Origin of the sequence: Pseudoalteromonas sp. SG43-1 (genome assembly GCF_014164415.1) — a bacterium.
GTDB lineage: Bacteria > Pseudomonadota > Gammaproteobacteria > Enterobacterales > Alteromonadaceae > Pseudoalteromonas > Pseudoalteromonas distincta.
Map to the genome: position 1 here is coordinate 25651 of NZ_JACJFD010000019.1, position 25425 is coordinate 51075.

Consider the following 25425-nt stretch of genomic DNA (forward strand, 5'->3'; position numbering starts at 1 on the left):
AGGTACATAACTTGCTGCAATATATAAAACTATATTGAACAGGTTTAAGTTATGCTAAATAAAGCGCTGGAATTTTCTAACAACACACCTTGGTTAGGCGCAGCGTCCTCCCTTTTACTTATAGCTATACTACTGTTTTTAATTCGTTTTTTTGTAATGTACTGGCTAAAAAAATGGACTTCAAAAACCAAATTTATATTCGATACTTTACTAATAGAGTCAATATCTAAGCCGCTAACACTGTGCACAATTATTGTGCTACTCACCATTTTAGAGCACGACACTTTCATTATTGGTACTTCTATTTCTCAACAGATCCCTTTTAATAGCATTAATATTGTATTAGCTCTGCTTGCACTTATTATGTTTTTAGACCGCTTTATTATTGGCACTATTAATTACTATGGTAAACAATCTGCCGTGGTTTTTAATTCAAAAAGCATAATTAAAGGCGTGATACGCGTTACATTATCGTCAGTGGGATTACTGGTATTAATGGGCACGTTAGGTATTTCTATTACGCCCATTATTGCCTCGTTAGGTATTACATCACTGGCTGTTGCTCTTGCTTTGCAACCTACCCTCGAAAACTTTTTTTCTGGCGTGCAGCTAGTAATAGATAAACCTATAAGGGTGGGTGATTTTATTGAGCTTGAATCTAAGGAGCAAGGCTTTGTTGATCATATAGGCTGGCGATCTACATGGGTTAAAATGCTACCTAACAATATGATTATTATACCTAATAGCCAATTATCTAAATCGCGTATTATTAATTACTTTTACCCTGAAAAAGAGCTAAGCGTGCCTGTTGATATAAGTGTGCATTACGATTCAGATTTAGAATTTGTTGAACAAGTAACACTTGAAGTGGCTCGTGAAATACTTATTTCACACGAATGGGGTGTTGATGATTACAATACCTTTGTGGTTTTTCATACCTTTGATAGATCAAGCATTAACTTTACGGTGATGCTTAGAGCTAAAGAATACTTTAATCGCTTTTGGGTAAAATCTGCTTTTATAAAAGCCCTGCATAAACGCTATAAAAAAGAAGGTATTGTAATCCCCTTCCCTATTACGGCTATTAACACTACTCAAGAAGCCGCTAAATTTAATAGTGATAAAAAGGTGCAAGGCGACACTTAAAAAAAGCGCGAGTGACTCTCGCGCTAATAAGTATTAAAACTTGTAGGTTATTTGCCCAATAATTTCACGAGGGCTGCCAGGAAAATGGCCATTTCGTTCACTAAATCCACTTACAGCATATTCTTTATCAAACAGGTTATTAATATTTACACTCAGTAATACGTCGTCAAAACGACTCGTCCAGCTCATATCAAATACGGTAAATGGTTTTACTTTTTGACCACTGGTACTCAGTTGCTCACTTACGTAATTTGCACCAAATGCAATTGATGAGTCAATTGAATCAATAGCGTAGCGAGTCCATAAACCTGCCTGGTGGCGTGGTGCATTAGCAAAGCGCGAACCATCTCCAAATGTATTTGAAAGCGTATCACCCGTTACGCCGTCTACCACTTGCGTATCGTTGTAAGCGTAGTTAGCCGTTACGGTCCAGTGCGCTGATAAATCACCGACTAAAGTTGTTTCAAATCCTCGGCTTTCTACTTCACCTATATTTAAAAGTGCAGCAATGCCATCCCCCGCTCCCGTATCGTCAGGGTTGCTCATTACCACGTTTTCTTTATTAATTTGGTAAATTGCAAAGGTGCTCATTATTTTGCCATCGAGCCATTGGTTTTTCATACCCAGCTCGGTTTGCTTACCGGTCTCTGGTTCTAAATTACCTTCGCCTTCTACATCTTCTTGGTCGGCTGATGATGTAGGGTTAAAGCTCTCTGAGTAATTAATATATACCGATGTGTTTTCTACTGGCTGATAAGTAACAGCAACGCGCGGCGTTATATCGTTATCTGAGTAACTAAAACCTGTTTCTTGATTAAACTCTTTAAAATGGTCATAGCGCAAACCTGCAATTATTGTCCACTGCTCGCCTATGCTAATTACGTCTTGCGCGTATACACCAAATCGGTCGGTATCTACGCCATCGCGGTTCATGTCGGTAAGGTTATAAGTACTTGGATCGGTTTCACCGTAGTTTAAATTAAAAATATTTAAATTAGCGACGCCATCGGCCTCATATCGGGCGCGAAAGTAGTCATATTCGGTATCAACGGTGTGGTAATCACCACCAAATAAAAACTGATGGGTTAATTGTCCTTGTCCAAAGTTATAAACAAAGTCGGTGGTTACACTTGCCTCTTTATTGGCACGAAATTGCTTACGGTATTCACGCTTAATCGTTTCATCGTCAATATTGGCAACGCCATCACCGTTTACATCTACCCAGCTTTGCGACTCATGGTAGGCTTGGTCTCGCTCGTTATCCATGTAACGAAACGTAGTACTTAACGAAAAATCATCATTAAAATAATGGCTAAGTTCTGCTTGAAGCACCAAAGCTTCCATATTTTGATAATCAAACGACTCATTGGCGTTATAACTTGGGTCAACTAAAAAGTTGCCGTTGTCATCTACCGGTACGCCACGTAAGCGGTTTCCGCCTAAGTCTTGTTTAATGTAGTCAACACTTGTGGTTAGGGTTGTTGAATCTGTTAAATCAAATAACAATCCACCTGTCAGCTCGGTATTTTTTGAGTCTGCATTGTTACGAAAGCTGTCTTGCTCTTCATAGTAACCACCCAATCTATAAGCCATTGTATCGCTTAAACCACCTGTCATATCAAGTGATGCACCACGGGTGTTGTAGTTACCTAAAGTAAGCTTTAGTTCGCGTTTTTGTGTGTAGCTTGGCTTTTTGGTTACGTAATTAATCATCCCACCAGGTTCGCCACCGCCATACAAAGCAGAGGCAGGCCCTTTTAATACTTCAACACGTTCAACATTAAATAACTGCGGTACACCAAAGCCCGAATATGGGTCGCCACGCACACCATCATAAAATACATTGGCGTCATCTCTAAAACCACGAAAAGTTACACCTGAGTAGCTGTATTCACTGACACCCGCAATTGAGCGGTATAAATCGGTAATGTCGCGCGCTGCTTGGTCAATAATAAGTTGCTCGGTTAATACCTGCGCAGATTGCGGAAGCTTAATAAGATCTAAATTAGTTTTGGTACCAATTTTACTTTCGGTTTCTAGGTAAAATTGCTGGGCACGGCCAGTTACTTCTATTTTTTCAATATCGTTATTTTGCTCGGCAAATGCCACATTAGAAAAAGCAGAAAAAGACGCAGCAATACTGAGCGCCAAATATTTTTGGTTAAACATATTGATCCAAAGAAGAGGTTTATAAAACACTGCGAATGATAACGACTATCATTAACATGTGCAATGTAAATAATTTCATATTCATCCTTATTTTTCGAATGAAGAGTTTTTGAGTAACACACTAAATTTGCAGCTCAGCATTAAAAAAATTAATTAGCATTACTGGAATACGAAATTGGTATAATATAACATACCTTTAATTGTAATTTAGTAAGATTATTAAATGATAAATAAACTGCCCGTCACAGTGTTATCAGGTTTTTGGGGGGCTGGTAAAACCACTGTACTTAGCCATATTCTTAATAACAGGCAAAGTAAAAAAGTGGCTGTTATAGTTAACGATATGAGCGATATAAATATTGATGCAGCCACTATTAAAAACGATGTATCGCTCAATCACAGTAACGAAAAGCTCGTTGAAATGAGCAACGGTTGTATTTGCTGCACCCTACGAGAAGACTTACTTGTTGAAGTGGGCAAACTTGCCAAAGATGGGCGTTTTGATTACCTCGTTATTGAATCAACCGGTATTTCTGAGCCATTACCTGTAGCCGAAACCTTCACATTTGCCGATGAAAATGGCGTATCACTGGGTGATATTGCCACCCTTGATACTATGGTAACGGTGGTTGATGCCGTTAACTTTTTAAACGACTACGAACAAGCAAATGATTTACAAGATACTGGCGAATCGTTAGGAGAAGACGACGAGCGAAGCGTAGCCGACCTACTTGTTGACCAAGTTGAATTTGCCGATGTAATCTTAATTAGTAAAACTGATTTAATTACAAACGATGAATTAAATAAACTCACTGCCATTTTAAATACGCTTAATACTCAAGCTAACATTATTCCTATTTCAGACGGCCATATTAATATTAACGAAGTGCTAAACACCGGTTTATTTAATTTTGAACGTGCCCAACAAGCACCGGGGTGGCTTAAAGAAATGCGTGGTGAACATATTCCCGAGACTGAAGAGTATGGTATTAGCAGCTTTAATTACACTGCGCGCCGCCCATTTGACCCAGAAAAGTTTTATAACTTTCTTCATAGCACCGAACAATTTGGCAAACTTATTCGCTCAAAAGGGTATTTTTGGTTAGCAACACGCCCTTTATTTTGCGCGCAGTGGAGCCAAGCAGGCGGTATAGCTCATTACGGATTTGCTGGTATGTTTTTTAAAGCCATCCCCCAAAAAGACTGGCCTACAGAGCCTGAACTGCTTGCTGACATAAATAATAAATGGGTAGAACCCTTTGGTGACATGCGCCAAGAGCTTGTGTTTATTGGTCAATCATTAAATAAACAAGCGATGATTAAAGCGCTTGATGACTGCCTACTACCAGAAGATGCGGTACTTAAGGGTAAGGACTTTTGGAGAACCTATAACGACCCGTTTCCTATTTGGGAGGAAGAGTAATGAATGCCCTAGCCCCAATAACTGCGCAAATAAAGCCTGCGGAACCGCTGTACCGAAAAGCAGCTAAAGAGTGTGACGCCGATGTATTGCCACAAATTTATAACCAAGAGACTAACATTGTTATTTGGCAAAGAGACCTTGAGCAAACATTTACAAATGCAGTTAATACTCTCATTAGCGCAAATGCTTTAAAGCCACTAGAACTTGCGGTATCGCCCGATGATGCGTTTGATCAATTAATAAAAACGCTTAAGCCAGAAGATAATAACCGCGATGAAGTTAAAGCGCTGTGTGAAGATATCGCACTGTTGGTTGAAATGTTTTGCTGCCTGTTTGATTTAAAACGCGCCGGTTTAAGGCTAAAAATATTAGATAAACCCATGTGCCCGCGTTTTCATGTAGACAAAATTCCGTGCCGGCTAGTTACTACCTATCAAGGTGTTGCTACGCAGTGGTTAAATCACAGCGATGTAAACCGCTCAAAGCTAGGTACTGGTAATTTAGGTAAACCCGATGAAGAGTCTGGCTTATTTAAAAGCCTAAATAATATTAATCAACTCAAGCAAGGTGATGTTGCCCTGCTTAAAGGCGAGTACTGGGATGAAAACGAAGGTGCGGGGCTTGTACATCGCTCACCCCCGGTGGCTGAAAACGAGCAACGCTTATTACTTACGCTCGATTTTATCTAAAATTTGTTGTGGTGATAAACGCTAAGCTAATGCGCGTTTATCACCCTAGCGATTACTTCGTACAAACCTTGTGTGCTTACAGGTTTAGATACAAAGTCATCCATACCTACACTTAAACAGCGCTGTTTATCATCTTCGTAGGCATTAGCGGTAATTGCAATAATGGGCACATGTGCCTTAGTGTTTACTTCGTTAGCACGTATGGTTTGGGTACATTCGTAACCATCCATATTTGGCATTTGGCAATCCATTAAAATTAAGTCAAAGGTGTTACCCTTAAGCACTTTTAACGCTTCAATTCCATCGTTAGCCATTGTAAGTTGTATATGAGTTGGCTCTAACATTTTTGCAATTACTTGGCGGTTTATGGGGTTGTCTTCTACCAATAGTAATTTTTTGCTACCAAGATCAGGTACTGATTGCGACTTTACTGCGGCTGTGGGCTCTATAAACTCAGCTTTAGGCGCATTAATGTAAAACTTGAGCATGCTGCCTTTACCGGGTGCACTATTTAAAGATATTTCACCCTGCATTTTTTTAATTAACCCTTGGCTAATGGCCAAACCTAGCCCGGTACCGCCATATTTACGCGCAACACCTACATCAGCTTGAGTAAACTCACTAAACAATAACGATTGCTGATCTTTTTCTATGCCAATGCCGCTATCAGACACACTCACAAATAATTGCTGGCCACTGTAATCAAACGATAAACGCACAAACCCGCGCTCAGTAAACTTATACGCGTTAGATAATAAATTAATAATAACTTGGCTTAAGCGTAAATCATCTACGTTAATACAATCTGGCAAGGTGTTACTACACTGAACTATAAACTGCACATCGTCAGAGCTTACAATGGGTGAAAACAACGATTTAATATTTTCGATAAACGGCGCTAAGTTTGTTGGGCGCGGGCTAATTTGCATTGCATTAGCCTCAATTTTAGAAAAATCTAAAATATCGTTTAAGATTTTTAATAAGTTTTGAGCACTTTTTTGTTGCGTATCTAAAAGATCTCTTTGCTCGTCGGTTAACGAACTATCACGCAGCAATACTTCACCCATGCCCAAAATACCGTTCATTGGGGTGCGTAGTTCATGACTCATATTTGCTAAAAACTGCGATTTAGCCACATTAGCTAAATTAGCACGCTCTACTGCTTGCTTAAGCTTGTTAGTTTGCTCAGCAACTTGTTTTTCTAGCTGCTGGTTAAACTCACTGAGTTGTTTGTTTAGGTCTTGGTTTTTTATATTTGACGCTTGCAGGTTTTCAATTGAATGCTGCAGCGCAGTGGCTAGCATTTCAAACTGCTGTTGTAGTTGCAATACTTCTTGCCAACTTGAATCTGTATTAAAAGTATGTTTTTTTGATTTATTAAAGCTTTGCATTAAATTAGTTAAACCACTAATTGGCTGCACTAATAAGTTTGCAAGTTGGCGTACAAACAGCACCACCATAATAATTAGCATAGCGCCTAGCAAAATACTTGGCAGCCATGCTTTAGCTACAGCCATACTCAAATGTTTACGATTATAAAAAGTGATTACTTGCCATTTACTCTGCGGATTAACATATCTAGAACTATGGTAAACCTCATTATTATTGGAGCGAAATAAATTTTTATCGCCCATATTACGCGCATTAAAACCATCTTCGTTAAAGTCGGTTAATATTTTAAACTGCTCAAGGGAGCTAAAAACCACTTTTTGCTTATCATCCAGTACAACTAATTCGCCAGTATTTTCAAATAAATTAGGAATAAACTGCTCTAATCGTCCAAGCTTTAACGACCCCTCTACTACGCCGAAAAACTCACCATCACGATAAATAGGTGCCGACAGCGCAACAATGGCTTCATTGCCAGGCCCTCGACCTTGAAACACACCACCGCTATAACCGAGAGGATATTGCTTAGCCTGATTAAAGTACTCGCGATCAGTGACATTACGCTGCGCCTTAGTTAACCCCGCTATAAGGTTATTAGGCGACGTTATTTCGACGTAGCCGCTAGGGTTTGCATACAAGCTTGTAGCAAACCCTGGAAATAGATTCATTAGCCTTTTTAACTGCTGCTCACTATCTGTGCCCGCGCTTATGGCGTCGCTACTCATTACAATGGCATTTTTATGAAACGTTAAATAATCACTTAATTGAGTGCTTATATATTTGGCTTTTTCTTCGAGTTGGGCGTCTACCTCATACTCTAACCGAGAGTGGTGATCGTTCACTAAAATTACACTGGTAAGCAGTATAACCAATATAATAATAACGCTTACAACATAGCTAAGAATGCGAGCAAGAGGCCTGCCCTGATAGGCACGGCTGGCGTGGGGTACAAATACACTAAATAAATCAACTAAAGCTAAGCTAATTAACGCATTTATGAGGTACTTTGATATTGCAACAACTAGCGTTAACCATGGCAGACCAATAAGAAACTGCCCTATTCCCCAAATTATAGGTAAACCAACTAACAGCCAAAAAACAGTACCAAGAGGGAGTATGGGTTTAGAGCGGCGTAAACAAAAAGTGTAAAGCCAAAAAAGCTCGAGTAAATAAACAATACTCGGCCAGCAATGCCCCCACCTATAAAGTAAAAAGCCAGATACAATCGCAAGGCTTAAGCACGCATAACGCAGCCCAATAAACACTAAGCTACATAATACAAATACTTGCCCAAATAAAAACTCAGAACTGTCGAAAAAATGTAACGGCGAGAGGTTAACTAAACCCCCTAGCAGCCCTAATAAAACAGCGAGTGTCCACTTACTTCTTTGAGGCATTACTTCAACCCTAGAGTACTTTGTTAACACGCAGTGTTAAATTAATATAATTGCTACATTATTGCGTACAAGTTAAAAGTTGTCTAGCGAGAAAAGGAGCTGGAAACTATTAGGTATTATGGATTAATTTAGTGAAAAAATATAAATATTAAGGAGTTAGCGATATACACCCAATGTTGCTTGGAGTATAAGTTGGCATAGAGTTGAATCATAAAATGGCATAAAGTGACTGGTTTTCTTAAATTAAAAGCTCCTGATACCAAAGCCAGTTTTTTAATGCTAAAAAATTCCGATTAATTTAGTAGAAATAGATATTTCTCATTAAGACTTAAACACTGTTAAGTTTCAATTTTTGATGGTGAAGAAAATGATTGGATAAATTTTATGGGATATCTATGTCGATGACATGACGTACCGATTCGCAACAAACGATTATATTAGCACATCAAGAATAGTGGAAATATCACCTCAGAACCAGCTAATCAAAACTGTCAGTGGTAGCCTTTATCAAGTTATTGGAAAAGGCAAAAAGCCGAAGTGCAAATATGAGTGAGCCATTTAACAATTTGGTTAATGCTAAATTATGTCATCTTATGCTTCTGGTTTATGCAATCTTTTAGTACAAATATGTCAACTTATACTTCAAACAACACCCAAATGAGGAATTTGGGTGGCAGTCTTACCAGCCACATCTCGGCACACACGTCACAAACTGTGGCTGCTCCCTTCCGGGCCTGACCAGGTTCGCCTGCTAGTGTTGCGAGAGGACCAATAAGACTACCATTGAGGGCCTTGGTTGGCGCGGGAAGGATTATCTCTACTTTTGCTCTGTTATTCAAGGGATAATCTAAAAAGAAAGTGCGATTGCATACTTCATATACAATCGCGACGTATTTAGCTGTTTTAGTGCGTATTAATTGTTCTCTAACTGCGCTTTTATATTACGAAGTGCTGCTTTTACTTTTTTCATGTTTTCTGGACCCATACGTAAAAGCTGTTTTTGCGCAGCAGGTAATTGCTCCCACTCCGAAAACGCATACTGATACGTCACTGAATCGCGAAGTAACGGCAAGTCACCTTCAGGCTCTGGCGTATCAAGTAATAAATCGATTGCATCGGCTAGCGTTTGATTAAACTCATCATCTCCATAACCAATTTCACTGTATGCATTATTTATAAGTGGCTTGTACTCTTCGTACATGCGAACGGCTTGCGCTGCACTCATACTGGTAAATATTTTCACATACGGGGTATAACGCTCGTAGCTGTTAGGGTTAATTGTGAGGATATCCCCTTCATTAACGCTAAATTTCTCTTCTGGCTGTACAACAGGCGTGTGCTTTTTAGCTACCTTACCTTTAGCTAGGTTATCTACAAATACAACACCACGGCGAATTACATCGTCGGTCACCATTAGGCTCATTACTGAGTCGCTTAGGTACTCATCCATTTTAGCAACCACAACTGCATCACTTTCGTTAAGTGTTGGTAGTGGCTCTACTTCAGGCTCCGGCTCGCTCGGGCTTTGTACTGGTACTTCAAGCTCGGCTGGTTTTTCTGGCATTACAGATGGCGCGTCTACCACTGGGTCGTTCTCGGGTTTAAGCTCCATCATAGGTTGCTCTTTAACTGCGGGCTCTACCTCAGTGCGTGTTTCTTGCTCGTCACTTGGTGTGAGCAATACGAAGGCAGCCGCACATGCTACGACTATTAAAATAATAACGGCGAAAAGAATATTGTTATTAGGTGGACGTTTTTGAACATCTGATGCTTCTGGTTTATCTGACATACGAACTCCATAAAAATTAAAATGCGATATCACTTAGAGTACGCTAAGTGGATTAAATTCATTCTTACACAAATACTATGACATTTTATAATACGGCAATTATAGCAAAGTAAGTTACCTACTAAATTGGGTGATTAAATAATGTAATAAGCATTAGGGCAGTTATCCTTTGATTCTTCTAGCTTAAAGACTTACAGTTAATAAATAAAGTAAAGACGTAGAACAGTTTAACCACCAATATGAAAATCAAGCAAGTTGATCCACAAAAACCTAAAACTGCCTTATTACTTACAGGTGGTGGCGCACGAGCTGCTTATCAAGTCGGTGTGCTAAAAGCGCTAGCTCATAGTATGCCTCGTACTGCTCCATTGCCATTTAGAGTAATAAATGGCACCTCCGCTGGCGCTATTAACTCTGCTGCATTGGCATGTTACGCTTCTTGTGCGCATTTGGCTGTACGAAAGCTCGAATCAGTTTGGAAAAACTTTTCAACCTCTATGGTCTATAAAAGTGACTTTTTAAGCGTGTTTGGTCATATTGCTCGCAATATCTTAACGAGCTTTCAGTCAGAGCATATTAACCACCCACCAGCGAGCTTACTAAATAACCGCCCTCTGCGTAGTTTATTAAACGAGATTTTAGATTTACACCGCATTGAGCGCAATTTACACCGTAATTATTTAGATGCGCTGTCTATTACAGCCTCAAGTTATACAACGGGTGACTCGGTTGCATTTTTTCAATCTAATACGCAAACATCGTGGCAACGTGCTAAACGCGAAGGCCGCGCAACTCGTATTAATGTTGAGCACTTAATGGCATCAAGTGCCATTCCTATGGTGTTTCCAAGTGTAAATATTTATAACCATTACTTTGGTGATGGCTCTATACATCAACTTTCTCCGCTGAGTCCGTCGATTCATTTAGGCGCTGAAAAAATATTTATTATTGGGGTCGATCAACCTAAAGAATTACACCCGCCGGGTTATTCGCCACATTATCCTGGACTCTCTGCTGTTGCGGGGCATTTACTAGACAGTGTATTTACCGACACTATGCAATCGGATTTAGAGCGTTTGGCTCGTGTTAACCGAACATTAGGGCTATTACCCGCGCGTGACAAACATCAAGAACTTAAACAAATAGATACCTTTGTAATTAACCCATCGCAAAACTTTAATGCTATTGCAGCGCAGTATTACGACGATATGCCTTGGGCTATTAAAGTATTGCTACGTACCATAGGTGTTAAAAAACATTCGCAATCGAGCTTAACCAGTTATCTATTGTTTGAAAAACGCTACACCCAGCATTTAATGCAAATTGGTTATGAAGACGGTATGAAAAAATTATCGGAGATACGCAAGTTTTTAGAACTAGATTAAGCTCAAACAGAAACGTTATTCTATTCCGTCGAGCAGGTAGTGCTCTACCCGCTCAACACGCCTTGGTTTACCTTGTAACACTAAAACGTCATTAGCCAATAAGGTTGTTTGTGCTGATGGCGTGTCTATTTCGGCTCCTTCTCTGCGCAGCGCTTTTACCAGTACCCGACGCTTTTCTAAATTTAGATTTTCGATTGTTTTATTAACTGCATAAGCTTTATCAGGCAGAGCAACCACATGTAAGTACTCTAACCGGTCACTTGATGTATCTTCGTTATCTTTAAAATAGCCTGCATAAAAGCTTTGCATTAACGGATAACGATTACGACGCTCTTTACTTACTCTTCGCACAATACGCGTCATCGGTACGCCCGACATAGACAACACATGCGACACGAGCATTAAGCTTGCCTCTAACGACTCAGGTACTACTTCGGTTACACCTAGCTCTTTTAAATAATCTAGCTGGCTATCGTCACGGGTACGAATGAGTATTTTAACATTGGGTGCTATTTGCTTTATGGCATCAATAACAACCTGTGCATGATCAAACTCTGTAAAAGTAATAATAACCAAGCGAGCTCGCTCTACTCCTGCGCACTTTAAAATATCTTTTTGTTTAACATAGCCAAATATGACAGGCTCACCCGCCGCTTTGCCTTCTTGTACTAAAATTGGGTTACTTTCAATCGCAACATAGTCTATTGCTTCGGGCTTTAAAAAACGCGCTATAGTTTGCCCAACTCGCGAAAAACCACAAATAACAACATGGTCACTATAAAGCGTACTACTTTGTGGCTCACTCTCGAGCGCCAAACTTGGGCGATCGAGTATGCCTAAACGCTTTAAAATAAATGGCGTTTTATCAATCAAAAATGGGGTAAATGCCATTGAAAGCACACCAAGGGCAATTAAAAATGAAGCTTGCTCTGAATTTAATAATTGATGCTGGCCAGCAAGTGCAATAAGTACGAAGCCAAACTCCCCCATTTGCCACAGCATAATGCCACAGGCGAGTGAATCTTGGTTTCGCTCATGCATTAGCCGCGCGCTAAAGGCTACCACTGCAATTTTTAACACCAGTAAACCCAGCAAGGCGCCAATAATTATTACGATATGCCCCAGTACAAATAAAATATCTAGCTGCATACCTACAGTAACAAAAAATAGCCCCATTAAAATATCGCGAAATGGGCGTATATCGGCCTCTAACTGATGCCTGTAATGGCTCTCACCTAACATCATTCCGGCTAAAAAAGCACCTAGCGCCATAGACAAGCCAAACATATACGTTAAAAAGCCTGCAAACAACGCGACTAATATGGTGGTAAGTACAAATAACTCATCGGTTCGTACTTGCGCTATTTCTTTAAACACAATGGGCAATACCCATTTACCAATTGCCCAAAGAAGCACACATACAAATGCGCCTTTACTTAGGGCAAACGCTAAAGCCCAGCCAATACTTTGAGAGTCACTTGATGCAAATAAAGGAAGTATTATTAATAGAGGAACAACAGCAATATCTTGAAAAAGTAGAACACCAACGGCTAATTGCCCACGGCGCTGATTAAGCTCACCCGTTTCTTTTAATAGCTTAACTACTACAGCGGTTGAAGAAAGCGCCATAATTGTGCCGATGGTAAAACTGGTGAGTAATGAAAAGTTTAAGCAATATAGAATAATAATGAAGAGTAAACTGGTTATACCTACTTGTAATGAGCCCAAACCAAATACTAGGTTTCGCATTGCCATTAGTCGAGAAATAGAAAATTCTAGCCCTAAACTAAATAACAAAAACACAATACCCAATTCAGCTACAAACTCTATTTCGTGAGATTGTGCAAGCCAGCCAATACCATGACTACCGGCTAAAACCCCCGTTGCTAGGTACGCTAAAATAGGCGGCAAGCCAATGCGCTTAAAAAACCACACAAAAAGAACTGCCGCGACTAATAAGCCAAAAATTTGAGCATTAATACTTTGCAAATGCAGCCTCGCGTTTAAATTAAACTAGTAGCTTGTAAGTAAATATAACAACCATATGTTTTTCATGCAATTTTAAAATATGGCACAAAAATAGCTTAGTTATTGCAAAGTAACACCCTCGGGGGAGAATTTAATGGAAAACGTCCATATTTTGACGCAGCGTGTGTCTGGTCGCGGTGATTTTTTGCCGTTTTCGGCTGAACACTCACCTACAAATGAAATAACTGAAACGCATGAACTCGTCGCAGAGCTACAAACAAGCTTAGTGATCGAGGATGTTCTGGCTATTTACGCTAAATTTGCAAAACAATTGCTCAATTTTTCTGGATTGCAGTTTCAATCAACTTTAGGTACTGCTCAAACATCACAAAGTGATACAAATAGTACACCCTATATTTTTGATTTAGCGATTAATAAAGACCACTTAGGGCAGCTAATTTATTTTAGTAAATTCCCACTTGGTCACGCAATTGAGAAAAAATTACATACATTACATAGTGCGCTGGTTTATCCACTTCGTAATGCGATGATGTATAGCCGCGTACTAAAGCTTGCCACAAAGGATGCGTTAACCGGTTTAAATAATCGTAGTCAATTTAATGACTTTTTACTTCAAAAGCTTGAAAACTGTCGCCGTTATCAACGCCCATTTAGTTTAATGTTGCTTGACTTAGATAACTTTAAACAAGTTAACGACAACTTCGGCCATAAAATTGGTGACGATACACTTAAAGAATTTTCAAAAGTACTGTGTAGCAGTATACGCGGCACTGATTCGGTATTTAGATTTGGTGGTGATGAGTTTGCTTTACTTATTGAAGACCCTGAGTTTACAACTAATAAAGTGATTGCTGAGCGTATAATGTGCTTAGTAAGAAAATCGCCATTAATGTCTAAGTATAAAGTAACAACCAGTATTGGTTTTACTTTAGCTAACAGCCAAGATTGCGAAACTGAGATATTTGCTCGAGCCGATAAAGGTTTATACAAAGCAAAGGCATCAGGTAGAAACTGCGCAAAAGCATATTAGCCTTTACTTAACTGCATTAAATAAAAAAGCCTAGCTTCCCCCGCTAGGCTTTGCACATACCAATTTATAAATAAACAACGCAGCACAAAAACCAAAAAAGAACCCGCTAATTAAATTAAGTAATGCAGTAATAGTCGCAAGCGGTGTAAATAATACTAAAAGCAGTGGCAGACTCACGCCTAAAATAAAAAACAATCCACCTTTACCTAACCAATAAGCTAATAAAAGTACTGCAGATGCAATCCCACCAGCGACTGCATAACCTAACGTAACTATATTTAACTCAAGTAAAACATTAGCGATAACAGCAATAAGCGCTGTTATTAGCATACCCATTGGCGCTTTTTTTACTAACGATAAGCCAACATGCGGCTGTTTACTCATTTATTTACACTCCCAAAAAATACCATTTTCATCAACATGCTTAGCACTTATAAAATAACCAACCACTTGAACTAATTCATCATTATAAAAAATAAGTGGCACACTGGCGCGTAGCCACGGCGCTATTTTTGCATCTTTAAACCAATGCTTAACTGTATTACTACCAGGCTTTTTAAGTGGTTTAATACGTGCGCTATTGCAATTAAAGCGCACTATTACTTGCTCATTTGAGTGTGGAGGTCTTACTCCAAAACCAATGCTTTTAATTAATAAGCGCCCGTCTGCAAGTTTTAGCTGCGAATGATTTAGCTCAATGTCTGTTAATACTTCACTTGGTGTTACAAAATACAAATAACCTTGATGACGACGTATTTGCCCATAGAGCAAATCAATACGCATTTGCGCGTCGTTTTTTGCGCACATTGCTTGATTAATAATTTGCTCAAGCTGCTTTTGCGATGGCATGACCTGTGTAAATAATGTAAGCCACGCACGTACTATATTTGCAATACGCGCTGAGCTGTATTCGCTTATTTGGCTAATGCACAGTGCTTGGTACTCGTTAATACACTTATTTAAATCAAGCTGAGTGTACTCATCAAGTAGTGTCTGCTGTTGTTGTAGTAGCTCAATACTTCGTGCTGTACATTGTTCAAACCCAGTAAAACGCTCGGCTAACACAGGTACTATTTTTGAGCGTAAAAAGTTACGGTCAAAACTTTCATCTGTATTTGAGTCATCAGTTATGTGGTTAATACTAAAGCGCGCCGCAAACGCTTCTATATCGCTTCGCTTTACGTTTAACAATGGCCTAAAACATACACGGCCACTTTGCAGCAAACGCACTTGGTGCATGGCGCCAAGCCCTTTCAAACCCGAGCCACGCTTTAAGCGCAGTAAAAACGTTTCTACTTGGTCGTTTAAATGTTGGCCCAATAAAACAATGCTGCCTTGTGGGCTTAGCTCATCAAGTGCTTTGTAACGTGCATCGCGAGCTTGGGCTTCAAGGCTCGTACGCGACTGCTGCTCAATTACAACTTTTGCGACTTTAAAAGGCACATCAAGCTCAATACATACATTTTTGCAAAAGCGTTGCCAGTCATCGGCATACTGGCTCAAGCCATGGTGAACATAAATAGCCGATACATCAATTGCAGGGTTATCGGCTCTTAAAGCACGCATTAAATGCAGCAACACCACAGAATCAACACCACCAGAAAGCGCCACAGTAAAAACAGTGTTACCTTGCTCAATATAGCTATTTAGTGATTTTTTTAATTGCTGATAAATTGCTGTTGTATGCATATGGCCGCACTTTTATATAAAAACTCTGAACATTTTAAAGCAAAAAAGCCGCATAAGCGGCTTTTTTTAACAATTAATGTGTTTAGCAATAACCAAACGACATTAAACGTTTGTAACGTTGATCAAGCATTTCTTCAAGCGTAAGTGCTTGTAAGTCTGCTAGGTCACGCTTAAGGCGTACTTTTAAGTTACGTGCCATAGCATCGTAATTACGATGTGCACCACCTAGTGGCTCATCAACTAAGTTGTTGATTAAGTCTAGCTCTTTAACGCGCTCTGCAGTTACACCCATTGCTTCTGCTGCAAGCGGTGCTTTGTCAGCGCTTTTCCAAAGAATAGACGCACAACCTTCAGGCGAAATTACAGAATAAGTGCTGTACTGCAACATGTTAACTCTGTCGCCAACACCAATCGCTAATGCACCACCTGAACCGCCTTCACCAATAACTGTACATATTGTCGGCACTTTAAGTGACGCCATTACTTTTAAGTTACGTGCGATTGCTTCAGATTGACCACGTTCTTCAGCGCCAACACCTGGGTATGCACCTGGTGTGTCAATAAAGGTCATGATTGGCATTTTAAAACGCTCAGCCATTTCCATTAAGCGTAATGCTTTACGGTAACCTTCTGGCTTTGGCATACCAAAGTTGCGTTTAATTTTTTCAGCAGTATCACGACCTTTTTGTTGGCCAATAACCATTACCGGTTCGCCATCTAAACGCGCAATGCCACCTAAAATAGCTGGATCGTTAGCAAAAGTACGATCGCCAGCAAACTCGTCAAATTCCGTGAAAATGCGCTCGATATAATCTCGAGTGTAAGGACGCAACGGATGACGTGCTAACTGTGATACTTGCCAAGCGCCTAAATTAGAAAAAATCTCCTGTTTTTGTTTGGCACTTTTTTCTTTTAATTTGCTGACTTCCTCTTCTAACTCAAGGTCTAATTCGCCAGCGCGGCTGATACTTTGTAATTCTTCAATTTTTGCTTCTAATTCTGCAATTGGAAGCTCAAAATCAAGATAATTGAGGCTCATGCTCTAAACTACCTAATTAGTTAAATTCTAGTTCTACATCTTGCGCAGCCATTAGTGATAACTTATGGATTAAGTCGTCACTTGGCGTAACACACCATTCGATCCCAAGAGTTAATTGCGCCAACGCATCTGGACGTTGGTAATAAACCTTGATCGGACACGTTCCCATTTTATAGGGTTCGAGTACTTTTTGTAATTTATCGAAGAAACCTGCCTCGATTTGCACCATGTTCAGCGTCATTTTAATCGCTTTAATACGCTTTTCACGCGCTTGAGCAATGGTGTTTATTTCTCTGGCGGTCATTGTAATACCACCGGAGAAGTTATCAAAGCTGACCTGTCCAGATATTACCAAGATATTGTTAACTTGGAGCATATCTTGGTACTTTTCAAACTCGTCTGAATACAAGCGTACATCAATCCGTGCACTCTTGTCATCTAAAGTTACTAAGGCCCAACGATTTCCTTTTTTATTAATTAATACTCTAGAAGCAATAACTAAACCAGCTGCCGTTGCAAACACATCACGATTAGTTGGCTGTAAATCAACTATTTTTCCGCTAGTGTAATGCCTAAGCTCACGGCGGTACTGATTTATTGGATGCCCAGTTAAATAAAGGCCTAGCGTCTCTTTTTCGCCATCTAACCACTCGTTATCAGTAAGCCCTGTGGCTTTAATAAAAGCTTGTTCAACTTCATCAGGCTCAGTGGCTAATAAACCAAATAAGTCACTTTGTCCTAATTGCTCAGCTTTGTTGTGTTGATCGGCCGCACGCATAGCATCTTTTAAACTGGCTAGTAATGTAGCACGCCCAGATTGGGTTTTCTCTGGTCCTAATTGATCCAAAGCACCTGCGTAAATTAATTTTTCAGTAACACGTTTATTTAAGCGTTTTAAATCAACACGGGCACAAAAATCAAATAAATCTTTAAATGGGCCGCCTTTTGCACGCGCTTCTAAAATTGCTTCAACCGGAGCCTCACCTACGCCTTTTATCGCGCCAATGCCGTAAACAATTTCACCTTCAAGGTTTACTGTAAACTTAAACTCACCTGCATTTACGTCTGGTGGTAATAAGGTGAGCTTCATGTTTTCACATTCATCCACCAAAATAACTATTTTGTCGGTGTTATCCATATCGGCCGACATTACAGCAGCCATAAACTCTGCAGGATGATGCGTTTTCATCCACAATGTTTGATACGATACGAGTGCGTAAGCTGCTGAGTGAGATTTGTTAAAACCGTAACCTGCGAACTTTTCTACCAAGTCGAAGATTTTTATCGCAAGCTCGCCGTCAATGCCGTTATTTCTTGCGCCATCTTCAAATGTTGAACGCTGCTTTGCCATTTCTTCGGGTTTTTTCTTACCCATTGCACGACGCAGCATGTCGGCGCCACCTAGCGTGTAACCTGCTAGTACTTGCGCAATTTGCATTACTTGTTCTTGATACAAAATAATGCCGTAGGTTGGATCAAGTATTGGTTTTAAGCTTTCGTGCTGATACTGCGCATCTGGGTATGAGATTTCTTCTCGGCCCAGTTTTCGGTCGATAAAGTTATCTACCATGCCTGATTGCAGTGGACCTGGTCGGAACAAGGCCACAAGTGCAATCATATCTTCAAAGCAGTCGGGCTTAAGGCGGCGTACTAAGTCTTTCATACCACGCGACTCTAGCTGGAATACAGCGGTCGTTTCGGCGCGAAGTAACAACTCAATACTTTTTTTATCATCCAGTGGAATGGTGTTTATATCAACGGGGTCTTTACCTTGGCGTTTCATGCGCACATTGGTCATATCGACCGCCCACTGCAATATAGTCAGTGTACGTAAACCCAAGAAATCGAACTTAACTAAGCCGGCTGTTTCTACATCGTTTTTATCAAACTGTGTTACAGGAAACTTACCTTCGTCATCGCAATAAAGTGCAGCGAAATCGGTAATAGTGGTTGGCGATATTACTACGCCACCCGCATGTTTACCGGCATTACGTGTACACCCTTCAAGGATGCGACACATGTCGATTAAGTCTTTTACCTCATTGTCGCCATCGTAGGCTTCTTGCAAGCGCGGTTCTACATCAAACGCTTTGGCAAGTGTCATACCGGGGTCACCCGGAATCAATTTTGAAATTCGATCAACAAACCCGTAAGGATGGCCAAGCACTCGCCCTACATCGCGTATTACCGCTTTTGCAGCCATGGTACCAAAGGTAATAATTTGCGAAACCGCATCCCGACCATACAAAGCCGACACGTGATCAATTACTTCGTCTCGTCTATCCATACAAAAATCGACGTCGAAATCGGGCATTGATACACGTTCAGGGTTTAAGAATCGCTCAAAGAGTAAGTCAAACTCAAGTGGATCAAGGTCGGTAATTTTAAGCGCGTACGCAACTAACGAACCCGCACCTGAACCACGACCAGGTCCAACTGGAATATTATTATCTTTACTCCACTGAATAAACTCCATTACGATTAAGAAGTAACCTGGGAATCCCATTTGGTTGATTACACCGAGCTCAATTGCAAGACGCTCATCGTATTCAACACGTTTTACTTTTCTATCTTCTTCGTCGGGGAATAAAAACTGTAGTCGTTCTTCAAGGCCGTCTTGTGACACTTTAACTAAAAAGTCTTCAATTTTAAGCGAGCCGGTTGGGTAATCAGGTAAAAAGTAAGTACCTAATTGCACAGTTACATTACAACGCTTAGCGATTTCTACGGTATTTTGTAGGGCTTCTGGAATATCGCTAAACAACTCAGCCATTTGCTCAGGTGTTTTTAGATATTGTTCTTCAGAGAACCGTTTAGGGCGGCGCTTATCATCGAGCGTGTAACCGTCAAAAATAGCAACACGAATTTCGTGCGCTTCAAAGTTTTCTGGCTTTAAAAACACCACTTCGTTGGTGGCTACAACCGGTATTTGCTCTTTAGCAGCAAGCTCTACCGCCATGTGCAAGTAATCTTCTTCAAGCGGTCGATTGGTGCGAACAAGCTCTAGGTAGTAGTTATCGCTAAAATGCTGCTTATAAAAACTAACAACCGATTCAATTACAGTCGAATTATTTTTTAATAATGCTTTACCTAAGTCACCGTCTTTAGCGCCTGAGAGAATAATTAAGCCTGCTTTTAGCTCAACTAACCACTCGCGGTCAATCACAGGGCGATGAAATACATGCCCACGCTGATAAGCTTTAGATATCAGCAAGGTAATATTTTTATAGCCGTCGTTGTCTTTGGCTAATATAGTTAAGCGGCTTGGCTCATCAGGAAACTCTGGGCTACGAACCCAAAAGTCAGCACCCACTATAGGTTTAATACCCGCATTATGCGTGGCGCCATAAAAACGCACTAAACCACAAAAGTTCATTTGATCAGTAATTGCAATGGCTGGCATTTGCAGCTCTTGCGCTTTTGCGACTATTGGCTTTGTTTTAGCAAGGCCATCAACCATCGAAAAGTCTGAATGAACTCTTAAATGAACAAAATCAGGAGCAGCCATGCTTAGCCCTCACCATTGGCTTGCGCCAAAACGCGCTGCACAGGTTTAAAGCTTTTACGATGCTCGTCAATTGCACCGTACTGTTCAAGCGCTGCAAAATGCGCTTTAGTGGGATACCCTTTGTGCCCTGCAAAACCATATTCTGGGTGGAGTTTATCAAGTTCAAGCATTTCGTCATCGCGTGCTACTTTAGCTAAAATAGACGCCGCTGAAATTTCGGCCACTAAGCTATCACCTTTAACAACAGCTTGTGCTGGCATAGTGAGTTTTGGCAATCGATTACCATCTATAAATACAAATTCAGGTTGTGTGCTTAATGCTTCTACTGCGCGAGTCATGGCAAGCATCGTTGCGTGCAGAATATTTAACTCATCAATTTCTGTTGGACTGCAGCGTCCATACGCGTAGCACAATGCTTTTTCTTTTATTTCAACTGCAAGTGCTTGGCGTTTTTTATCCGTTAATTTTTTAGAATCTGCTAAGCCTGCTATTGGTTTAGTGAGATCTAAAATGACGGCGGCAGTAACTACATCACCAACAAGCGGGCCGCGCCCTACTTCATCTACACCAGCAATTAAGGATACATTGGGTCTATCAATTTGCATTTATTAACTCCGCCACAGCATTGGCTGCTTGTTCACTGGCATTTAATCTAATTTTTTCGTGAATAGCTAAAAAGCGTGCTTTTAGCTCTTTGTTATCTGTGTCAAGCATAGGGGTAAGTGCGTTTGTTAAGTTAGTCACATTACACTCGGTTTGTAAAAACTCAGGCACTAGCTCTTCGTCAGCTAATAAATTAGGCAGCGAAAAGTACTTAATATTAAACGTAAATAAAGTTTTAAAAATCCAATAGCTCAAAGGCTTTATTTTATAGCCCACAACCATTGGCTTTTTATAAAGCATACCTTCAAGTGTTGCAGTGCCCGAGGCTAATAAAATAGCATCAGCAGCTTGCATCGCTAATTTAGATTGCCCATCTAGCAGGTTAACATTAAGGTTTGGCGCGGTAGCGTTTAATATATCACTAAACTGCGCTTTGCGTTTTTCGTTAACTAACGGCACCACAACTTTAAGGTTAGGGTTTTTAGCTTGCAACTCCGCGGCTGTTTTAATGTAAGTCTCGCTTAGCAAACCAACTTCAGAGCCTCGACTACCAGGTAGCAGCGCCAGTACTTTGTCATCAAGGCTTAAGCCGAGTTCTTCTCGTGCTTTAGTATCGTCGTGCTCAAGTGCTATGTCGTCAGCCAAGGTATGCCCCACAAATGTACATGGCACTTGGTGCTTATCGTAGAACTCTTTTTCAAATGGTAATAATGCTAACACTAAGTTAGTGGCTGCACTTATTGTATGAATGCGCTTTTCGCGCCACGCCCAAACAGACGGACTTACATACTGTACGGTTTTAATACCCGCATCTTTAAGTGGCTTTTCTACACGTAAGTTAAAATCCGGTGCATCTATACCTATAAATACATCAGGTGGGTTATCTACAAAATGCTGCACGAGTTGTTTACGTATTTTAAGCAAACGTGGTAAACGCCCTAGCACCTCAACAAGCCCCATAACCGAAAGCTCATCCATGTCGTAAAGTGTTTTACAGCCCTGCGCTTGCATTTTAGGTCCTGCTATTCCTTCAAAAATAGCGTCCGGAAAGTGTTTTTTAAGGGCTTTAATTAAGCCTTCACCTAAAATATCGCCCGACAGTTCACCTGCCACAATACCAATTCGTAGTTGTTTTTTATCTTTATTCATTTGATTTTATTTCACAAGTAAACCAGGCGTTCATGCTTGTTAGTTTACCGTGTTTTACTGTTTGGTTAAACGCTTTAAATAACTGGTTTTTTATTACCTAAGTTAAGGCTTTATGTTGTTTGTTTTTAATACTGATGTAGCATAGGAAATATATATTACGCTTTACTAATATGTATGTTGACAAAGATTGCACAAACGTAAATACTATTACAAACTTTCAGTAATTACTGAAAGTTCATTAAATTTTAACTTTGCCAATAAAATGTTGCCCTGTTAATCCGTCACTCTCAAGGAGCCAATAATGATAGATGAAACCTTTGTGGATCTATCGCGATTACAGTTTGCTGTTACCGCTCTCTTTCATTTCTTATTCGTACCGTTAACGATAGGTATGACCTGGATTTTAGTTATTATGGAATCGGTTTATGTTATGACCGGTCGCGAAATTTATCGTGATATGACTAAGTTTTGGGGAAAATTGTTTGGTATTAACTTTGCAATTGGTGTGGCAACAGGCCTTACCATGGAATTTGAGTTTGGTACTAACTGGTCTTATTACTCCCATTACGTAGGTGATGTTTTTGGGGCTCCCCTGGCTATTGAAGGTTTAATGGCATTCTTTTTAGAATCGACCTTTGTGGGTATGTTCTTTTTAGGCTGGGACAGGCTTTCTAAACGCCAACATTTAGGCGCGACCTTTTTAATGGCCATTGGTACTAACATGTCGGCGCTGTGGATTTTAATTGCCAACGGTTGGATGCAAAACCCAGTAGGCGCTGAATTTAACTATCAAACCATGCGCATGGAAATGACCAGTTTTGCAGAGCTTGTGTTTAACCCTGTAGCCCAAGTTAAGTTTATTCATACTGTATCGGCAGGTTATGTAGCAGCGTCTATGTTTGTGCTTGGTATTAGTAGCTGGTACATATTGAAGGGTCGTGATTTAGCATTTGCTAAACGCTCTTTTTCAGTCGCATCAGGCTTTGGTTTAGCGTCAATTTTGTGTGTAATTTTACTCGGTGACGAATCAGGCTACGAAGTAGGCGAAGTCCAAAAAGTAAAACTTGCCACAATTGAAGCTGAATGGCACACAGAAGAAGCTCCGGCTGCGTTTACCGCATTTGGTTTTCCTGATTCAGAAGAGCAAGTAACACATGCGGCGGTTAAAATACCTTACGCACTTGGGTTAATTGCTACGCGCTCACTAGATGAGCAAGTAACGGGTATTAACGACCTAGAAAAACAACATGAAGTACGTATTCGCAACGGTATGATTGCTTATGAATACCTTACAAAACTTAGAAACGGTGAAGATACGCCAGATAATATCGCCAAATTTAATACTCTAAAAGATGATTTAGGCTATGGCTTGCTACTTAAGCGCTACACACCTGATGTTGTAGATGCTACTGAAGAACAAATTCAAAAAGCTGTTAAAGACTCTTTTCCTAAAGTAGGCCCTATGTTTTGGTCATTTAGGATTATGGTTGCCTGTGGTGTGGCCATGCTAGGTGTATTTATATTGGCATTTTACTACAACGCACACCGCGTTATTGAGCAAAAACGCTGGTTGTTATGGGCTGCCGTATTGAGTATTCCACTACCTTGGATAGCGATTGAGTTTGGCTGGATTGTTGCCGAGTATGGTCGTCAACCTTGGGCTATATCTGAAATACTGCCGACCTTTTTAGCCACGTCGTCACTAACAGTAAACGATATTTTAATTAGCTTAACTGGGTTTATTGTTTTCTATACTGGTTTAGCCATTGTGGAAGGCTGGCTGATGATCCGCTTTGTTAAGCAAGGGCCAAGCTCGCTACATACTGGTAAGTATCATTTTGAATTACCAAGCAAAGCTGATAAAACTGAAGGAGAGCAATCATGATTTTTGATTATGAAACATTAAAAATGCTTTGGTGGTTGATCATTGGTGTGCTGCTTATTGGTTTTGCTATTACCGATGGTATGGATATGGGCGTTGCTATGTTGCTCCGCCTCGTTGGTAAAACAGATTCAGAGCGCCGCACAGTAATAAACACAATTGGCCCGCATTGGGATGGTAACCAAGTATGGTTTATAACTGCAGGCGGCGCGTTATTTGCGGCGTGGCCTATGGTTTATGCAGCTGCATTTTCGGGCTTTTACTTTGCCATGATGCTAGTACTCTTTGCTTTGTTTTTTAGACCACTTGGATTTGATTACCGCAGTAAAGTAGACTCAAAACGCTGGCGCAATAACTGGGATTGGGGCTTGCTTGCAGGCAGCGCGATTCCAGCATTAGTATTTGGTGTTGCGTTTGGTAATTTATTTTTAGGCGTACCGTTTAATATTGATAACCTTATGCGTGTAAGCTACCAAGGATCATTTTTTGGCTTGCTTAACCCATTTGGATTACTTGCAGGTTTAGTGAGTATTACCATGTTAGTTGCGCATGCGGGTATGTGGTTACAACTTAGAACAGCAAGTGTGGTCGCAGAGCGTTCGGGTCAATATGGTCGCTATTCTCTTATTGTGTTTATCGTGTTATTTGCTGCAGCTGGTTTTTGGGTGGCTAACTTAACGGGTTACCAAGTTGTATCTATGGCTGATACACAAAGTCATGCAGACCCTTTAGCTAAAGTAGTCACTACAGCGCAAGGTGCTTGGTTAAGTAATTACAGCACTCGTCCGTGGACAATGACCTTCCCTATTTTAGCCTTTGCAATGGCATTAAGTGCACTTGTGTTTTCAAAATTAAATAAACCTGCACTTGGACTTATTTCAACAAGCTTAATGTTAATTGGCGTAATTATGACGGCCGGTGTTTCTCTGTTCCCATTTATTATGCCATCAAGTAATAACCCTAATATTAGCTTAACAATTTGGGATGCGGTATCGAGCCATAAAACGCTCAATATAATGTTTGTTGCAGTGTGTATTTTTGTACCACTAATATTGTCCTACACCACTTGGTGTTACGTAAAAATGTGGCGCAGAGTAACGGTAGAAGAAATTGAAAACAACACTCATGGTAGCTACTAAGGAGACTAAA

Annotated in this window: 17 protein-coding genes and 1 other RNA gene; 7 read left to right on the plus strand and 11 right to left on the minus strand. The window is 40.3% G+C overall.

Annotation, left to right across the window (positions count from 1 at the left end):
* Positions 1-51: 51 nt before the first annotated feature.
* Positions 52-1146 (plus strand): mechanosensitive ion channel family protein, encoded by a 1095-nt coding sequence (locus H5159_RS13555; protein WP_182696034.1) that lies wholly within the window; start codon positions 52-54, stop codon positions 1144-1146.
* Positions 1147-1179: 33 nt separating this feature from the next.
* On the opposite strand, the gene H5159_RS13560 is transcribed toward H5159_RS13555, so the two are convergent.
* Positions 1180-3315 (minus strand): TonB-dependent siderophore receptor, encoded by a 2136-nt coding sequence (locus tag H5159_RS13560; protein ID WP_024595619.1) that lies wholly within the window; start codon positions 3313-3315, stop codon positions 1180-1182.
* 223 nt (positions 3316-3538) lie between these two features.
* On the opposite strand from H5159_RS13560, the gene zigA reads away from it, so the two are divergent.
* Together zigA and H5159_RS13570 are read left to right on the plus strand one after the other, a co-directional pair.
* Positions 3539-4738, plus strand: coding sequence for a zinc metallochaperone GTPase ZigA (gene zigA, locus H5159_RS13565; RefSeq protein WP_182780445.1), 1200 nt, complete (start codon positions 3539-3541; stop codon positions 4736-4738).
* Positions 4738-5427 carry a DUF1826 domain-containing protein gene (locus H5159_RS13570; RefSeq protein ID WP_182780446.1) on the plus strand — a complete coding sequence of 230 codons (690 nt, stop codon included), beginning with the start codon at positions 4738-4740 and terminating at the stop codon, positions 5425-5427. Before zigA ends, H5159_RS13570 begins: the two co-directional genes overlap by 1 nt.
* 26 nt (positions 5428-5453) lie before the next feature.
* Here the strand turns inward: H5159_RS13570 and H5159_RS13575 are convergent, their stop codons facing one another.
* The 3 genes from H5159_RS13575 to H5159_RS13585 form a co-directional block, all read right to left on the minus strand.
* Positions 5454-8213 carry a response regulator gene (locus H5159_RS13575; protein ID WP_182780447.1) on the minus strand — a complete coding sequence of 920 codons (2760 nt, stop codon included), beginning with the start codon at positions 8211-8213 and terminating at the stop codon, positions 5454-5456.
* A gap of 677 nt (positions 8214-8890) precedes the next feature.
* An RNA gene (gene ffs, locus H5159_RS13580) (signal recognition particle sRNA small type) lies at positions 8891-8987 on the minus strand.
* 139 nt (positions 8988-9126) lie between these two features.
* Positions 9127-10002 carry a DUF3014 domain-containing protein gene (locus H5159_RS13585; RefSeq protein ID WP_182780448.1) on the minus strand — a complete coding sequence of 292 codons (876 nt, stop codon included), beginning with the start codon at positions 10000-10002 and terminating at the stop codon, positions 9127-9129.
* Between the two features lie 239 nt (positions 10003-10241).
* On the opposite strand from H5159_RS13585, the gene H5159_RS13590 reads away from it, so the two are divergent.
* Positions 10242-11387, plus strand: coding sequence for a patatin-like phospholipase family protein (locus H5159_RS13590; protein ID WP_182780449.1), 1146 nt, complete (start codon positions 10242-10244; stop codon positions 11385-11387).
* 15 nt (positions 11388-11402) lie between these two features.
* Here H5159_RS13590 and H5159_RS13595 read toward each other — a convergent pair whose 3' ends face one another.
* Positions 11403-13376 (minus strand): monovalent cation:proton antiporter-2 (CPA2) family protein, encoded by a 1974-nt coding sequence (locus tag H5159_RS13595; RefSeq protein WP_024596261.1) that lies wholly within the window; start codon positions 13374-13376, stop codon positions 11403-11405.
* 133 nt (positions 13377-13509) lie between these two features.
* Between H5159_RS13595 and H5159_RS13600 the strand changes: the two genes are divergently transcribed.
* Positions 13510-14406, plus strand: a complete 897-nt coding sequence (locus H5159_RS13600; protein WP_182696038.1) for a GGDEF domain-containing protein — start codon at positions 13510-13512, stop codon at positions 14404-14406.
* A 30-nt stretch (positions 14407-14436) separates the two neighbouring features.
* Here H5159_RS13600 and H5159_RS13605 read toward each other — a convergent pair whose 3' ends face one another.
* The 6 genes from H5159_RS13605 to lpxB all read right to left on the minus strand — a co-directional run bounded on the left by H5159_RS13605 (position 14437) and on the right by lpxB (position 22394).
* Entirely contained in the window at positions 14437-14790 is a 354-nt protein-coding gene (locus H5159_RS13605; RefSeq protein ID WP_024596259.1) for a hypothetical protein, read from the minus strand.
* A complete protein-coding gene (gene tilS, locus H5159_RS13610) occupies positions 14791-16095 on the minus strand; it encodes a tRNA lysidine(34) synthetase TilS (RefSeq protein ID WP_182780450.1) in 1305 nt (434 codons plus the stop codon).
* An 82-nt stretch (positions 16096-16177) separates the two neighbouring features.
* Positions 16178-17134 carry an acetyl-CoA carboxylase carboxyl transferase subunit alpha gene (gene accA, locus H5159_RS13615; protein WP_002958297.1) on the minus strand — a complete coding sequence of 319 codons (957 nt, stop codon included), beginning with the start codon at positions 17132-17134 and terminating at the stop codon, positions 16178-16180.
* A 16-nt stretch (positions 17135-17150) separates the two neighbouring features.
* The gene (gene dnaE, locus H5159_RS13620; protein WP_182780451.1) at positions 17151-20642 is read right to left on the minus strand and encodes a DNA polymerase III subunit alpha; all 3492 of its coding nucleotides are present in this window, start codon (positions 20640-20642) and stop codon (positions 17151-17153) included.
* 2 nt (positions 20643-20644) lie between these two features.
* On the minus strand, positions 20645-21247 hold the full coding sequence (rnhB, locus tag H5159_RS13625; protein WP_182733801.1) for a ribonuclease HII: 603 nt from the start codon (positions 21245-21247) through the stop codon (positions 20645-20647).
* Positions 21237-22394 (minus strand): lipid-A-disaccharide synthase, encoded by a 1158-nt coding sequence (gene lpxB / locus H5159_RS13630; RefSeq protein WP_182780452.1) that lies wholly within the window; start codon positions 22392-22394, stop codon positions 21237-21239. Before lpxB ends, rnhB begins: the two co-directional genes overlap by 11 nt.
* Positions 22395-22695: 301 nt before the next feature.
* Between lpxB and H5159_RS13635 the strand changes: the two genes are divergently transcribed.
* Complete coding sequence (locus H5159_RS13635; RefSeq protein ID WP_182696042.1) at positions 22696-24279, plus strand: cytochrome ubiquinol oxidase subunit I; 1584 nt, start codon at positions 22696-22698, stop codon at positions 24277-24279.
* Positions 24276-25415 (plus strand): cytochrome d ubiquinol oxidase subunit II, encoded by a 1140-nt coding sequence (gene cydB, locus H5159_RS13640; RefSeq protein WP_002958302.1) that lies wholly within the window; start codon positions 24276-24278, stop codon positions 25413-25415. The genes H5159_RS13635 and cydB overlap by 4 nt, the downstream gene beginning before the upstream one ends.
* The last annotated feature ends 10 nt before the right edge of the window (positions 25416-25425 follow it).

Excerpts from the sequence above, each read along its gene's own strand:
- H5159_RS13555 (WP_182696034.1), top strand. The coding sequence starts at position 52 with ATGCTAAATAAAGCGCTGGAATTTTCTAACAACACACCTTGGTTAGGC.
- H5159_RS13560 (WP_024595619.1), bottom strand. The coding sequence starts at position 3,315 with ATGTTTAACCAAAAATATTTGGCGCTCAGTATTGCTGCGTCTTTTTCT.
- zigA (WP_182780445.1), top strand. The coding sequence starts at position 3,539 with ATGATAAATAAACTGCCCGTCACAGTGTTATCAGGTTTTTGGGGGGCT.
- H5159_RS13570 (WP_182780446.1), top strand. The coding sequence starts at position 4,738 with ATGAATGCCCTAGCCCCAATAACTGCGCAAATAAAGCCTGCGGAACCG.
- H5159_RS13575 (WP_182780447.1), bottom strand. The coding sequence starts at position 8,213 with ATGCCTCAAAGAAGTAAGTGGACACTCGCTGTTTTATTAGGGCTGCTA.
- H5159_RS13585 (WP_182780448.1), bottom strand. The coding sequence starts at position 10,002 with ATGTCAGATAAACCAGAAGCATCAGATGTTCAAAAACGTCCACCTAAT.
- H5159_RS13590 (WP_182780449.1), top strand. The coding sequence starts at position 10,242 with ATGAAAATCAAGCAAGTTGATCCACAAAAACCTAAAACTGCCTTATTA.
- H5159_RS13600 (WP_182696038.1), top strand. The coding sequence starts at position 13,510 with ATGGAAAACGTCCATATTTTGACGCAGCGTGTGTCTGGTCGCGGTGAT.
- H5159_RS13605 (WP_024596259.1), bottom strand. The coding sequence starts at position 14,790 with ATGAGTAAACAGCCGCATGTTGGCTTATCGTTAGTAAAAAAAGCGCCA.
- tilS (WP_182780450.1), bottom strand. The coding sequence starts at position 16,095 with ATGCATACAACAGCAATTTATCAGCAATTAAAAAAATCACTAAATAGC.
- accA (WP_002958297.1), bottom strand. The coding sequence starts at position 17,134 with ATGAGCCTCAATTATCTTGATTTTGAGCTTCCAATTGCAGAATTAGAA.
- dnaE (WP_182780451.1), bottom strand. The coding sequence starts at position 20,642 with ATGGCTGCTCCTGATTTTGTTCATTTAAGAGTTCATTCAGACTTTTCG.
- rnhB (WP_182733801.1), bottom strand. The coding sequence starts at position 21,247 with ATGCAAATTGATAGACCCAATGTATCCTTAATTGCTGGTGTAGATGAA.
- lpxB (WP_182780452.1), bottom strand. The coding sequence starts at position 22,394 with ATGAATAAAGATAAAAAACAACTACGAATTGGTATTGTGGCAGGTGAA.
- H5159_RS13635 (WP_182696042.1), top strand. The coding sequence starts at position 22,696 with ATGATAGATGAAACCTTTGTGGATCTATCGCGATTACAGTTTGCTGTT.
- cydB (WP_002958302.1), top strand. The coding sequence starts at position 24,276 with ATGATTTTTGATTATGAAACATTAAAAATGCTTTGGTGGTTGATCATT.